This is a genomic window from Trinickia sp. (assembly GCF_051961175.1).
In the GTDB taxonomy this organism is placed as follows: Bacteria; Pseudomonadota; Gammaproteobacteria; order Burkholderiales; family Burkholderiaceae; genus Trinickia.
Window position 1 is genome coordinate 1 of record NZ_JBQCDN010000152.1, and the last position, 14,536, is coordinate 14,536.

At 65.6% G+C, this 14,536-nt stretch carries 9 protein-coding genes; 5 read left to right on the forward strand and 4 right to left on the reverse strand.

The window, feature by feature from the left end; all coding sequences use genetic code 11:
• A partial coding sequence (locus tag ACTHL0_RS08725) for a peptidylprolyl isomerase (RefSeq protein ID WP_440566329.1) occupies positions 1-578 on the forward strand: 578 nt, incomplete at its 5' end.
• Positions 579-715: 137 nt separating this feature from the next.
• Here the strand turns inward: ACTHL0_RS08725 and purL are convergent.
• Positions 716-4,795, reverse strand: coding sequence for a phosphoribosylformylglycinamidine synthase (gene purL, locus ACTHL0_RS08730; protein WP_440566330.1), 4,080 nt, complete (start codon positions 4,793-4,795; stop codon positions 716-718).
• 381 nt (positions 4,796-5,176) lie between these two features.
• Here purL and ACTHL0_RS08735 point away from each other — a divergent pair, with 381 nt between their 5' ends.
• Both ACTHL0_RS08735 and ACTHL0_RS08740 read left to right on the forward strand, forming a co-directional pair.
• Entirely contained in the window at positions 5,177-6,466 is a 1,290-nt protein-coding gene (locus ACTHL0_RS08735; RefSeq protein WP_440566358.1) for an FAD-dependent oxidoreductase, read from the forward strand.
• A gap of 145 nt (positions 6,467-6,611) precedes the next feature.
• Entirely contained in the window at positions 6,612-8,267 is a 1,656-nt protein-coding gene (locus ACTHL0_RS08740) for an NAD(P)H-hydrate dehydratase (protein ID WP_440566331.1), read from the forward strand.
• Between the two features lie 75 nt (positions 8,268-8,342).
• Here the strand turns inward: ACTHL0_RS08740 and ACTHL0_RS08745 are convergent, their stop codons facing one another.
• Complete coding sequence (locus ACTHL0_RS08745) at positions 8,343-9,092, reverse strand: lysozyme inhibitor LprI family protein (RefSeq protein WP_440566332.1); 750 nt, start codon at positions 9,090-9,092, stop codon at positions 8,343-8,345.
• Positions 9,093-9,503: 411 nt separating this feature from the next.
• Here ACTHL0_RS08745 and pgi point away from each other — a divergent pair, with 411 nt between their 5' ends.
• On the forward strand, positions 9,504-11,135 hold the full coding sequence (gene pgi, locus ACTHL0_RS08750) for a glucose-6-phosphate isomerase (protein WP_440566333.1): 1,632 nt from the start codon (positions 9,504-9,506) through the stop codon (positions 11,133-11,135).
• On the opposite strand, the gene ACTHL0_RS08755 is transcribed toward pgi, so the two are convergent.
• Positions 11,132-11,839, reverse strand: coding sequence for an ABC transporter ATP-binding protein (locus tag ACTHL0_RS08755; protein WP_440566334.1), 708 nt, complete (start codon positions 11,837-11,839; stop codon positions 11,132-11,134). The genes pgi and ACTHL0_RS08755 overlap by 4 nt on opposite strands.
• Here ACTHL0_RS08755 and ACTHL0_RS08760 point away from each other — a divergent pair.
• A complete protein-coding gene (locus ACTHL0_RS08760; RefSeq protein WP_440566335.1) occupies positions 11,838-12,506 on the forward strand; it encodes an arylesterase in 669 nt (222 codons plus the stop codon). The two genes, ACTHL0_RS08755 and ACTHL0_RS08760, sit on opposite strands and share 2 nt — an antisense overlap.
• 37 nt (positions 12,507-12,543) lie before the next feature.
• Here the strand turns inward: ACTHL0_RS08760 and ACTHL0_RS08765 are convergent, their stop codons facing one another.
• Positions 12,544-14,475, reverse strand: coding sequence for a SurA N-terminal domain-containing protein (locus ACTHL0_RS08765; protein WP_440566336.1), 1,932 nt, complete (start codon positions 14,473-14,475; stop codon positions 12,544-12,546).
• Positions 14,476-14,536 lie beyond the last annotated feature (61 nt).

Genomic DNA, 14,536 nt, shown 5'->3' on the forward strand with positions numbered 1-14,536 from the left:
AAATCCTGATGCAGGAAGCGGTACGTGAAGGCATCCCGAACCGCGCCGACGTGAAGGCGCAAATCGCCGTGGCTCAGCAAAGCGTCGTGCTGCACACGCTGATCGAAGATTACGCCGCCAAGGCCAAGCCGACCGACGCCGAAGTGAAGGCGCGCTACGACGAACTCATCAAGCAAGCAGGCGGCAAGGAATATCATCTGCACCACATCCTCGTCGACAACGAACAGCAGGCGAAGGATCTGATCGCGAAGATCAAGGGCGGCGCAAAGTTCGAGGATCTGGCCAAGCAATTCTCGAAGGATCCGGGCTCCGGCAAGAACGGCGGCGATCTCGACTGGGCGAATCCGCATACCTACGTGCCCGAATTTGCCGCTGCCGCCGAGAAGCTGCAGAAAGGCCAGATGACGGATACGCCGGTGCACACACAGTTCGGCTGGCACATCATCCGCGTCGACGACATCCGCAACATCACGCCGCCGGGGCTCGACCAGGTCAAGGCGCAGATCGTTCAGCAGATCCAGCAGGAAAAGGTGCAGGCGTTTGAACAGAGCTTGCGCGCGAAAGCAAAGATCCAGTAAATCCCGCGAGTCGTCAGCGCCGCTTGGCGCTGACTTTGGGGTGCTCTTCAAGCACTTCGACGCAAATAACAATGCCACCCTCGGGTGGCATTGTCGTTTCCGGGTTTCGCCAGCGCCGGGCTGGCTCCTTACGTGGCTTAGCCCAGCCAGCGCCGCGCATTGCGGAACACGCGCATCCACGGGCTCGCCTCGCCCCAACCTTCCGGATGCCAGCTCATCTGCACCGTACGATGCACGCGCTCCATGTGCGGCATCAGCACCGAGAAGCGGCCGTCCGGCGTCGTGACCGAGGTGATCCCGGCCGGCGAGCCGTTCGGGTTGAAGGGATAGCGCTCCGTCGCTTCGCCATGATGGTCGATATAGCGCATCGATACCGCCACGCGCGAGGCGTCGCCCTGCTGAGAGAAATCGGCGAAGCCTTCGCCGTGCGCGATAGCCACCGGAATACGCGAGCCTTCCATCCCCGCGAAGAAAATCGACGGCGACGATTCGACGCCAACGAACGAGAACCGTGCTTCGAATTTCTCCGACTTGTTACGCGTGAACTTCGGCCACGCATCGGCACCGGGGATCATCGATGCCAAGCTGCTCATCATCTGGCAGCCGTTGCAGATGCCCAATGCGAACGTGTCGGCACGCCCGAAGAAGGCCGCGAACATATCGGCCAGCTGCGGGTTGAAGCGGATCGTCTTGGCCCAGCCCTCGCCCGCGCCGAGCACATCGCCGTACGAGAAGCCGCCACAGGCCACCGCGCCCTTGAAATCCGCGAGGGTCGCGCGCCCCGAAAGCAAATCGCTCATGTGAACGTCATACGCTTCGAAGCCGGCCCGATCGAACGCGTAGGCCGTTTCCAAATGCGAGTTGACGCCCTGCTCGCGCAAGATCGCCACGCGCGGACGCGCATTGACGTTCAGGAACGGCGCCGCGATATCCTCGCTCGGATCGAACGTCAGATGCGGCGAGAGGCCGGGATCGGCTGCGTCGAGCAAACCGTCGTATTCGGCATCGGCGCAAGCCGGGTTGTCGCGCAGGCGCGCGATACGCCAGCTCACTTCGCTCCACGCGCGTTGCAACTCGGCACGCGGCGCCTCGTAGATCTTTTTCGCGTCGCGATAGATCTCGACGACATCGCGCTCGTTGAGCTTGCCGATGACGTGCGAACACGCACCGAGCCCGTGCTCGCGCAGCGCGCCCAGCACCGTGTCGCGATCGGCCGCCCGTACCTGAATGACTGCGCCCAATTCTTCGGAAAACAGCGCGCGCAGCGTGCGATCGTCACGCCGGCCGCTCGTCTGCTTCGCCCAATCCTTGGCATCGCCGTAGTCGGACTCGTGCGCGCCGTCGAGCGTGAGCATGTCCACGTTCAGCGATACGCCTGCATGACCCGCGAACGCCATCTCGCAAACGGTCGCCCACAGGCCACCGTCCGAGCGATCGTGATACGCCAGCAATTGGCCCGCCGCATTGAGTGCCTGGATGGCCGCGAAAAAGCGCTTCAGGTCTTCCGGATCGTCGACGTCCGGCACGCTATCGCCCACTTGCTGCGTGACTTGCGCGAGGATGCTGCCGCCGAGGCGGTGCTTGCCACGGCCAAGATCGATCGCGATCAGCACCGAATCGCCTGCTTCGTCGTGGCGGCGCAGTTGCGGCGTCAAATGCCGGCGCACGTCTTCCACTGGCGCAAACGCGGAAATGATCAGCGAGACGGGCGCGACAACTTCCTTGGCCACACCGCGCTCGTCCCACTTTGTCTTCATCGACAACGAATCCTTACCGACCGGGATGCTGATTCCCAGCGCGGGGCACAGCTCCATGCCGATTGCCTTGACCGTGTCGAACAATGCGGCATCTTCGCCAGCCGTGCCGCACGCGGCCATCCAGTTCGCCGACAACTTCAGCTTGTCGAGCGAGGCGATCGGCGCACTGGCGATGTTCGTCACGGCTTCGCCCACCGCCATGCGGCCCGAAGCCGGGGCATCGATGACGGCCAGCGGCGTGCGCTCGGCCATCGTCATCGCCTCGCCGCGGAAGCCCGCATAATCGGCTGCGGTAATCGCGCAGTCGGCAACCGGCACTTGCCACGGGCCGACGAGCTGATCGCGCACAGTCGTGCCGCCGACCGAGCGATCGCCGATCGTGATCAGGAACGACTTGCTGGCCACCGTCGGGTGCTTGAGCACCGATACCGCGAGTTCGGACAGCGATAGCCCCGTGACGTCGACTTCCGCGCGCTCGGCCGTCACGCGCTCGACATTCCGGTGCATACGCGGCGCCTTGCCGAGCAGCACGTCCATCGGCATATCGACGGGATACGCTGCCTCGCCTTCGGCGTGCGCATCGATCAATTGCAGCTGACGCTCCTGCGTGGCAACACCCACCACGGCAACCGGGCAACGCTCGCGCGAACAGATCGCCTCGAACGCCGGCAAATCGGCCGGTGCGATCGCCAGGACATAGCGCTCTTGCGCTTCGTTCGACCAGATCTCGCGCGGCGAAAGCCCGCTTTCCTCGAGCTGAACCTGACGCAGCTCGAAGCGCGCGCCTTTGTCTGCGCCGTCGACGAGTTCGGGGAATGCATTCGAAAGGCCGCCCGCACCAACGTCATGGATGCTCAGAATCGGGTTTTTATCGCCAAGCTGCCAGCAGGCATTGATGACTTCCTGCGCCCGCCGCTCGATTTCCGGATTGCCGCGCTGAACCGAGTCGAAATCGAGTTCGGCCGAGTTCGCCCCCGTCGCCATCGAGCTGGCCGCACCGCCGCCCATGCCGATCCGCATGCCGGGGCCGCCGATCTGGATCAGCAGCGTGCCGGCCGGCAGGTCGTGCTTGTGCGTATGCGCATCGGAGATGTTGCCGATCCCGCCGGCGATCATGATCGGCTTGTGATAGCCGCGCACCTGGCCGCCGACGTTTTGTTCGTAGACGCGGAAATAGCCGCCCAGATTGGGCCGGCCGAATTCGTTGTTGAACGCGGCGCCGCCGAGCGGGCCGTCGATCATGATTTGCAGCGGCGAGGCGATCCGGTCCGGACGGCCGTAGGGCGCATGCTGCTCGTTCGGGTTGCGCAGGGACAGCGGTTGAGCGGCGTCGCGCGCGTTTTCCCAGGCCTGCACGGCACCGGGCAGCTCGAGGTTCGACACCGTGAAGCCCGTCAGGCCGGCCTTGGGCCGTGCCCCGCGCCCGGTCGCGCCTTCGTCCCGGATCTCGCCGCCCGCGCCCGTCGCCGCGCCGGCGAACGGGGAAATCGCCGTCGGGTGGTTGTGCGTCTCCACCTTCATCAGCGTGTGCGTGAGCTCGACGTGGCGGCCATAGCGCTCATCGAGCGCGCCGCTCTCGCCCGCCTGGGCCGGACGCGGGAACCAGCGTTCCGCCGGGCCGCCCTCCATGATCGCGGAGTTGTCCGAATAGGCGACGATCGTGCCTTGCGAATGCAGCTTCTCCGTGTTCTTGATCATCTGGAACAGCGAGATGTCCTGCGGCTGCCCATCGATCGTCCATTGTGCATTGAAGATCTTGTGGCGGCAGTGCTCGCTGTTGGCTTGCGCGAACATCATCAGTTCGACATCGGTCGGGTTGCGGCCGAGCTTCGTGAACGCATCGACGAGGTAATCGATTTCGTCGTCGGCCAGCGCCAAGCCGAGTTCGCCGTTCGCGCGCTCGAGCGCCGCGCGACCGTGCGTCCGCACGTCGACACTCGTCAGCGGCTTGGCCGGCAGCTCGTCGAACAAATGCAGCGCGTCGTCGCGCGAGCCGACGACACTTTCGGTCATCCGGTCATGCAACGCGGCCGCCACGGCGGCACGGGCTTCGTCGGAGAGCGCCTTCTTGCCGCCCAGCAAACCTGTCAAACCCGTTTTCAACGTGACCGTGAATTCGATGCCGCGCTCGATCCGGCGCAGATGCTCGAGCCCGCAATGGTGGGCGATGTCGGTTGCCTTGCTCGCCCACGGCGAGACGGTACCGATGCGCGGGACCACGAGGAACGTCTCCTGGGCGCCCCGGGCTTCGCCGGCTGCGAACGGCTCACCGTAGTGCAACAGCGCTTCAATGCGCGCGTTGTCCTGCGCCGAGAGCGGTGTGAGCGCATTGACGAAGTGCAGATACTGGCCGCGCACGCCGACGATGTTGGCGTCGATGCGGGCAAGCGTTTCGAGCAGGCGGGTTTGACGGAAGTCGGAAAGCGCCGAAGCACCGGGGAAGCACGAGAAGTGGGCCATGGAAGGACGTAGGCGTCGATGAGTCGCGCATCGCGCGGGTCGCGCGCGTATGCCACAACGTGAGGCGAAAGGAAGACCGGGATTATACCCGGAACTGGGTCCCCCTCGGTCCCCCATAGGCGGCTGGGCAGCGCGAACCGGACGTCTGCCACGCGTATGCCCCGCCGCCGTGTATTTTGCGCTGCAACGCGAGCCATCCCAATCCGTTTGGCGCTATCATGCGCGGTTTGCCTCATCGGCGCGGTTTGCCATACCGGCGCGGGGCGGCGAGTGGGCAGGACGTCTCGCGCCCGGCGCTTCGCATCCGGCAAGGCGCTTGCCCTGCTCTTGCGCCGTGGCGGCCCGTACGTAGTGCATTACCAGCGCATGACCAGCTCATTCATGGATGTCATCGTCATCGGCGGCGGAATCGTCGGCGTCGCCACCGCCTACCAGCTTCGTGCCGCCGGCCACCGCGTGTGCGTCATCGAACGCCATGCGACGGTTGCCCAGGGGGCGACCTACGGCCACGGCGGCATCGTGTTGCCGACGCCGCTCGACGCCTGGTTCGGCCCTACGTTCCTCGGTAGCCGCCGCGGGGTCGTCTATCGCCCCGGCTTCAATTCGAGCGCGCGCCGTTTCGCCCGCCGTCTCGCCCTGCTGCAAAGCCCCGATGCGTTCCGCCAGCAGTGGCTGCGCCTGCGTCCGCTCGTCGAACTGTCGCGCGAAGCGATTGCGTCGATCGAAGCCGGCTTTCATCTTGAGTTCGAACAGCGGGAAGGCGTGCTGCATGTCACGCGCCAGCCGCGCGAATGGGTGCAGGCACACAGTGCGCTCGAGCTGCTCGGCGAATTCGACATGCTTCATCACGTGCTGTCGGCCGCCGAATGCGCCGAAGCCGAACGTTCCGTGCCGGCCGAGCCGGGGTTTGCCGGCGGCGTCCTGTTCCCGGAGGAACGCACGGCCAACTGCCCGTTGTTCACGAAGCTCGTCAAGCAAGTGCTCGACGAGCAAGGCGACGTCCAATTCCTGTTCGGGCGCGCAGTCGAAGCCATCCGTCTGGAGAACCAGCGCGCGGCCGTCGAACTCGCGCCTGCCGAGGGAGAGCGCAAGCGCCATCGGGAGGTCGACGTCGTCTCCTGCGATGCGATCGTCGTCGCGGCCGGCGCCGGCAGCCAGCCACTGCTCGCGCAACTGGGGCTGTCGCTGCCGCTCCATCCGATCCGGATGCTTTCGCTGACGGCACCGATCGCGTATGAGGAATGCGCGCCGCATTTGACCGTCGTCGATTCGGTGCGGCGCGTCTCGATGACGCGGATGAACCAGCGCATTCGCATGGCCGGCGCCGCCGTGCTGCAACCGGAGCGCGAACTGGCCAAGCCGCTGGCCGAACCAGTTCTGGAAGCCGGTACGGCGCTGCTGGCGCAGTCGACGCACGATTGGATACCCGGCGCGGCAAAAATCTCGGCCGCCCACGCCTGGGAAGGGCTGCGTCTGCTTTCGCCCGACGGCCTGCCCGTCGTCGGCAATGTGCTGCATCCGCGCCTGTTCACGAACTTTGGCCACGGCCCGGCCGGTTGGGGCCTCGCCTGCGGGTCTGCTAAAGTGATTGCGGAACTCGTCTCGGGCGAAACGCCGAGCGTGCCGCCCGACACGCTCGCCGCGCTGCGCGCCGAGCGCTTCGCGAGCTGATTGGCCGGCGTAGTCCGGTGCATCGCGGGGCCACCATCGCGCCCCGCTTCTCATCGTTTCGCCCGCGCCCGCGCCCGCCCGCCCCCCGCCCGCTATCGGGCCGGTGGTCACCGAGGGTTCGATATCGTCCCTGAAAGCGCTCGCCATGACCGATCTCTCCGCCTCTCCTGCGCACTTGCCGCTGCTTGTTTCGCCGGCCGAGCGCCCGTTGCCGGTACTCACCGGCGCCCAATTGCGCTCGCTGGAACAGCAGGGCGGCGCCGGCCTGCCGGAGCACACGCTGATGGCGCGGGCCGGTGCTGCCGCCGCACAGTATCTTCTCGACCGGGGAGCGCACGACGGCTCGCTGGCGAGCGAGCGTCCAGTCTGGATCGCCGCCGGGCCCGGCAACAACGGCGGCGACGCGCTGATCGTCGCCACGCGACTCAGGCAGGCCGGCACAGCCGTCGAAGTGTGCATGCCGATCGAGCCCAAGGCGGCGGACGCTCGCTGGGCGCTCTCGGAAGCGCGCGCGGCCGGTGTGCCGATCTCGCATGTCGCCCCGGCCTCGCTCGACGGTTATGGATGGGTTGTCGACGGGCTGTTCGGCATCGGACTGGCTCGGCCGCTGGACGGCGTCTTCGCCGAGTTGGCGATACGGATCGCCAACCGCGCCGGCACGCACGGACGCGTGCTTGCGCTCGACGTGCCGAGCGGGCTCGACAGCGAGACGGGCAACGTCGTGGAGGGCGGCGTCGCCGTCCGTGCCACCGAAACGGTGACGTTCCTTGCCGCCAAACCAGGGCTGTATATGGCGCACGGCCGCGACCTGGCCGGCACGGTCACGGTCGCTCCGCTCGGCGTTGATCTGCCCGTCGCCGATGACGTCGCCAGGCTGAACGCGCCGTCGCTGTTCGCGGCGCACTTTCCCGCGCGCTCGTTCGCCTCGCATAAAGGGACGTTCGGCAGCCTGGCTGTCGTCGGCGGCGATACGGGCATGTGCGGGGCCCCGATCTTGGCGGCACGCGCGGCGTTGCATGCGGGCGCGGGCAAAGTCCACGTCGCGTTCGTCGGCGAAGGTGCGCCGCCCTACGATCCGCCCTACCCGGAGCTCATGTTGCATCCGCCCGGGGCGCTGGAATGGGAGACCATGGATGCGCTCGCCGTTGGCTGCGGCATGGGGCATGGGCCACAGGCCAAGTCCTCGCTCGCACGTGCGCTCGCCGGGCGCGTAGCGCTATTGCTCGACGCCGACGCGCTCAACTTGATCGCGCGGGAGCCGTCGCTGGCCGATGCACTGACGGCACGGGGCGCCCCTGCCCCTGCGGCGGAAGGCGACGGTACAGCCGGCACTGGCACTGGCACTGGCACTGGCACTGGCACTGGCAATGGCACTCGCGCTTGCGTGTTGACCCCGCACCCGCTTGAAGCGGCTCGGCTGATGGGATGCGACGCCGCGCAGGTACAGCGCAACCGCATCGGTACGGCGCGGGCGCTGGCCGCCCGTTTCGGCGCCGTAGTCGTGCTCAAGGGGGCCGGCACCGTGATCGCGTCGCCCGATGGCCGCGCGGCCGTCAATCCGACCGGAAATGCCGCGCTGGCGAGCGGAGGAACGGGCGATGTTCTGGGCGGGATCGTCGGTGCGTTGCTGGCGCAGCGGCTGCCGAGCTACGAAGCTGCGTTGGCGGGTGTCTATTTACACGGCTGGGCCGCCGACACGCTCAGCGCCAACGGCCTCGGCCCGGCGGGCCTCACAGCCGGCGAGCTCGCGCCGGCCGTCCGCGCGCTCCTGAACCGGCTGATCTACCCCGCACGCGACTGAAACCGCGCGCAGCCACCGCCCACCTCGACGGCGCAGTACCGGTGAAGCACGCTATCGCTATCGCTATCGCTATCGCTATTGCGCGGCCGCTGCGGCTGGCGGGCGCTCGAGAATCTGCTCGTTCATGTAGGCGAAATGGCGTTCGCGCGGCACCGTCGGCGGCACGACCATCGGCTCGTCGGCTTTGCGATCCAGATAGCTGACGACGAGGTCATCGCCGTTGATCGCGATACCGATGGGCTGGATGCGGTCGCCCAGTTGGAACGTCGTCCCGCGCCCGTCGTTGAACGCCAAGGCCACATAGTAGAACGTCCCGCTGCCGCCTCCTTGGCTCGACAGGAACACAGCCACGGCGCTGCGGCCGCCGAGCTTGCCGACGGCATGCGCGGGCGGCTCGATGACGCGCGTCACCTCTTGTTGCGCCGAATCGTCGGCGGCCGGCTGCGAGTGCTGTCCATCGAGAAGCGTCACGTCTTTGCCGTCGATGCGATAGATCGCGTTCTTGTAGTCGATCGACGGCCCCGACGGCTGCGCATGCACCGGCGCGGCCGTTACCGTGAGCCCGAGATGTTCGAGCGCGTTGCCGCGCAGATCTTCGATTCGATGCTGATAGGCGTCGCTCAGGCACGCGACTTGCGCGCCACAGGCGTCGCGCGTGTCGTGTTGCCATTTCTGCCGATCGGCTTGCAGGCCGTCGCGGAAATCTTGATATACCTTGCCCTGCGCGGCGGGCTTGGCCTCGAGCAGCATCGTGTAATACGTGCTCGCCCTGGCCTCGAGTGCGCGCAGTGCAGCATTGTGGCAAACCGCGCGTTCGGCTGGCACATGCGGCTTCGTGCAGTCAAGCTCGGCAACTTGCGCCGACGCGTTCATCGATATGCATGCGAGAAGCGCCGCTGCTGCAGCGCATGGGCCCATTTTTTTCATTGTTTGTCGACTTGCGAGGGGGAAAAACATCGGATGATAGCGCGCGTTGGGTGCCCTCGGCCTGGCATTTCCACCGGCGTCGGCTGCCTGTTGGCTGACTGTCGGCGGACCGTCGGATTGTTGCTTTCGCTATACTGATCCAACTCGGGCCGTGCAAGCGCGCCGCCTGCGCGTCGATGAGACGCAGCCCGCGAGCGCCGCCACCGGCTGCGCTCCGAATAATGTGACGACAGACGACGAGCTCGGCTTGTTCGGCTTGCCCAGGCATCCGAGCTCATGGATCCAAGCCCCTTCGTTAGACCCACGCCCATGACGCACAAGACGCTGAACTCGCTTCCTTCCTGGTCCGCGCTCGCCGCGCATTACGAACAGATCCGCGATGAGCGGCTGCGCGACTGGTTTGCCGCCGACACAGCCCAACCCTCGCGCGCCGAGCGGTTCACGATCGAAGGCGGCGGGCTCACGGCCGACTTCTCGAAAAACCGCATCACCGACGAAACGCTACGCCTGCTCGTTGCGCTCGCCGGCGAAGCCGGCGTCGCGCAACGGCGCGATGCCATGTTCAAGGGCGAAGTCGTCAATCCGACGGAAGGCCGGGCGGCCCTGCATACGGCGTTGCGCGCCACGCAGGCCGACGCGCCGTTTCATGCGCAAGTGGCGGCCGAGCGTGCGAAGATGGCCGAGTTCGCCGAGCGCGTGCGCAGCGGCGCATGGACGGGCCACACGGGCAAGCGCATTCGCCATGTCGTCAATATCGGCATCGGCGGCTCCGATCTCGGGCCGAAGATGGTCGTCCATGCGCTGGACCATCTCGCCCACCCCGACATCTCGACCTACTTCGTCTCGAACGTCGACGGTGCCGATCTCGCCCGCGTGATGGCCCGCATCGATCCCGAGGAAACATTGGCGATCGTCGTCTCCAAGACGTTCACGACACTGGAGACGATGACGAACGCACGTTCGTTGCGCGACTGGTTCGTGCAACAGGGCTGCCCGGAAAGCGCGCTCGCGAAGCACTTCGTTGGCGTATCGGCCAACCCGGCCGAAGTCGTGAAGTTCGGCATCGCCAAAGAGAACGTGTTCGAGATGTGGGATTGGGTGGGCGGACGCTACTCGCTGTGGTCGGCCGTGGGCTTGTCGATCATGATCGCGGTCGGTGCCGCGAACTTCGATGCCCTGCTGGCCGGCGCGCATGACATGGATCGTCATTTCCGCGAAGCCCCGCTCGAGCGCAACCTGCCTGTGCTGCTCGGCCTGATCGGCATTTGGTATCGCAACTTCTTCGGTCTGCAAAGCTACCTGGTGGCCCCGTACTCCGAGGCGTTGCACTTCTTGCCGTCGTACCTGCAACAGCTTGAAATGGAAAGCAACGGCAAGCAGGCGCGGCTCGACGGCGCGTACGTCGACTATGCCACCTCGGCCGTGACCTGGGGCGAACCCGGCACGAACGGACAGCATGCGTTCTTCCAAATGCTGCACCAGGGCCCGACGATCGTGCCGATCGATTTCATCGCCGTACTCAAGCCCGAACATCCGCTCGTCAGCCATCATCCGAAGCTGCTCGCGAATTGCTTTGCACAGAGCGAAGCGCTGATGCTCGGGCGCACCGAAGAGGAAGCACGCAAAGTGGCCGGGGCGGACAAGCCCGAACTCGTGCCCCACCTCGTCTTCCCCGGTAACCGGCCGTCCTCCACGCTGCTGCTCGATTCCCTCGACGCGCGTTCGCTCGGCGCACTGATCGCCCTCTACGAGCACAAGGTGCTTGTCCAAGCCGCGGTGTGGAACATCAACCCGTTCGACCAATGGGGCGTCGAGCTGGGCAAGATCCTGGGCAAAGTGGTAGAAGCCGATCTGACGAGCCCGACGTTCGACGCGCACAAGCACGACTCGTCGACCTCCGCTCTGATCGAGCGCGCGCGCCAGGCCGCGCAGCGCGGCTAGGTTCCGTGCGGGGCGTGTCGGGCGATGCGGCCCGCCTCGATCGTCACCGTCCGCGCGCAGCGGCGAGCCAATTCGGCATCATGTGTGACGAGGATGAGCGTTGCGCCCTGCGCCGCGTTCAGTTCGAACATGAGATCGATCACCGCGTGGCCGGTGGCGGCGTCGAGGCTGCCGGTGGGCTCGTCGGCGAACAAAATCGCCGGGCGCGTGACGAACGCCCGTGCCAAGGCGACGCGTTGCTGCTCCCCGCCCGAAAGCAGCTTGGGGTAATGCTGCATGCGCGCGCCCAGCCCAACGCGTTCAAGCAACGCACGCGCTCGCTCGCTCGCGTCATGCCCATCCACTCCGCCCTGCAATTCGAGCGGCAACCGCACGTTTTCGAGCGCGGTCAGGTGCGGCATCAGTTGAAAGGATTGGAAGACAAAGCCGATCGAGCCGTTTCGGAGCCGCGCGCGCGCGTCTTCCGAGAGCATGGAAAGATCGTGCCCGAGCAGTCGAACCGAACCGGACGTGGCGTTGTCCAAGCCCGCGAGCAAGCTGAGCAGTGTCGACTTGCCAGAACCGGATGCGCCGACGATCGCCACACTCGTGCCGGCGGCGACATCGAACTCGATTTCGTCGAGGATCGTCAGCTCGCCTGTCGCGTCCTTGACCCGCTTGCATAAACTGCGTACTTCGATAATGGCACTGGTGTTTTCTGGCATGAACAAGCGTCGCTGGATGATCGGTACGGCGGCTACGGCCGCACTGGCGGCCTCCGGCCTATTCACACTTTCGTCGTTGACGGCCACGCCCGCGCGCAGCGCGGAATCGACCCGGCCCGTGATCGTCGTGCTCGGCGATAGTATCTCGGCCGAGTACGGTCTGCCTCGCGACACGGGATGGGTCGAGCTATTGCGCAAACGGCTCGCGCAGGAGCGAATCGATTATAGCGTTGCGAACGCAAGCATCAGTGGCGATACGACAAGCGGCGGGCGGGCGCGGATGCCCGAGTTGATGCAGCGGCTGAAACCGTCGGTCGTCATCGTCGAGCTAGGGGCGAACGACGCGCTGCGCGGGGTACCGCTCTCCACGACGCAAGACAACTTGCGTACGATCATCGAGCAAGCGCAGCAAGGCCATGCAAAGGTGGTGCTCGTGGGGATGTACGTACCGTCGAACTACGGCCCTGCGTACACGCAGCGCTTTCACGCGATGTACGACACGATCGCGCACAACATGAACGTGCGCCTTGTGCCGTTCTTGCTGGCCGGTATCGAAAACCGGCCCGAGATGTTCCAGTCGGACCAGATGCATCCGACGCAGGAGGCGCAGCCGGTGCTGCTCGATAACGTCTGGCCGGTGCTGGCCCCGCTGCTGCAGAAAAAGTAGGCTGCCCGCCGGTTATGATCGGCGGGCAGCCCGTTCGTTACTGCGAATCGGCCTGCGACGCATTCAGCGAGCCGAACAGCTTCACTTTCGAGCGCTGCCGCAGCGATGCGACATACGCCTCCAGCTGCGTTTGTGCATCGACTTGCGCGAGCTCGCGCTGGGCGGCCCCAAGCCGGGCCGCGTCGATCGGCGCACCTGGGACCACCGCATTGACGCGATAGATCGCGTAACCGTCGTTGCCGAGATCGACCCCGACGTAGGCCGGCAGCTTGCTGTCGTCGGCCTTGAAGATCGCGCTGAGCGCCAGCGGCGAAACGCCTTGGGCATCCGAGCGCGAAACCTTCTGCTCCGCGCCAAAGCCAGCCGTCGATTTCGATTTTTGCAGGTCGGCCAGCTTCGCCTCACCGTCCTTGCGGGCCAGCTCGGCCGCTTGCTCCGTCACGTACTTCGCGCGCACGGCGTCTTTGATCGAGGCCAGCGGCGGCGTAGCAGCCGGCTTGTATTCAGAGACGTGCGCCGCGATCAGCGTGCTGTTGCCCACGTCGATCGCTTGCGTATTGTTGTGGTTCTTGACCGAATCGTTAGCGAAGACAGCCGCCAGGAACTTCGGATTGTTGATCGGGCTGTTCGGCGGCAACGCGGCGTTCGGCTTCGGTGTGACGGTCGCGGTCTGGATCGTCAACTTGTACTTGTCGGCCGCCGGCTTCAGGCTCTTGGCCTGCTCGTAGACGATGGACGTGAAGCCATCGGCATCGTCGCTGTATGCCTTGGCCGCAACCTGCGTTTTCAGATCCTTGAGAATCGCGTCCTTCACTTCGTCGAACGGCTTGGTCGAGGCAGGCTTGACGTCCGTCGCCTTGATGACGTGATAGCCGTATGACGAGCGCACCACGGCGCTCACTTCATCCTTGTTCAAGCCCATCGCGGCGGCATCGAACGCTTTTTCGCCCGTCAGCACGCCGTTCGTCGACCAGCCCAGATCGCCGCCCCTCGAAGCCGAGGCAGGATCTTGCGATTCCTTTTTCGCGATGTCGGCGAATTGAGCCGGATGCGCCTTGACGTCGGCCAGCACCGCCTCGGCCTTCGCTTTTGCCTTGGCGTCGTCCGCCGGGCTCGCCGACTGCGGCGACGCGATCAGGATCTGGCTCACGCGCACTTCGCGCGGCGTCGTGTAGTGCGCGATGTTATCGTCGTAGTACTTTTTGGCATCGGTGTCGCTGGCCGCGGCGAGCGTCGCCAGCGTGGCAGGCGACAAGACGAGGTAGTCGATCGTCGCCGTGGCAGGTGTCGCGAAGTCGGCGCTATGGGCCGTGTAATAGGCCGTGAGCTGGGCGTCGGACGGCTGAACCTTCGACGCGTAGTCGCTCGCATGCAGGATGAGCCCTTGCACCGTGCGCTGCGCCTCGGCCAGTTGCGCGATGTGCTCGGCCAGCGACTTCGGCGTGAAGGCCGTCGCTTCGATGCTTTGGGGGATTTGCTCCATGGCCAGCATGTAGCGCTCACGCTCGTCGTACTGCTCCGGCGTCATGCCCTGCATCGCGAGCAGTTGCTTGTAGCGCTCGATGTCGATCGAACCGTCGGGCTTGCGCAGCGAGGCGACGACCGGATCGGACAGGAGCGCGCGGCGCACGGCATCGTCCGAGGCCGTCAGATATTCGCGCTGGGTTTCGTCGGCCAGCGCACGCTGTTGAATCAGGTTGTCGAGCAAGTCCTGGCGGCGGGCCGGGGTATCGAACACCTTGGCGTCGAATTGTGCCCCGAGATATTGTCTGGCCTGGTCCACTTGCTGGCGCATCGCGCTGTCGAATTCCGCCCGGGTGATCTTGTGCCCGTTGACGCTCGCGACGTTCGCGCTATCGTCGAAAAAGCCGCGGAAACCTTGTATTCCGAGAACGCCCAGGCCCGGCACGATGACCAGGACGAGCATAAGCATCATCAGGCGCTGATGGTTGCGAAAGAAATCGAGCATGCGTGACCGGTTACGTTGGACAAAAACGTCCAATAGTACAACAGGTGGGGCTCGACTCGGC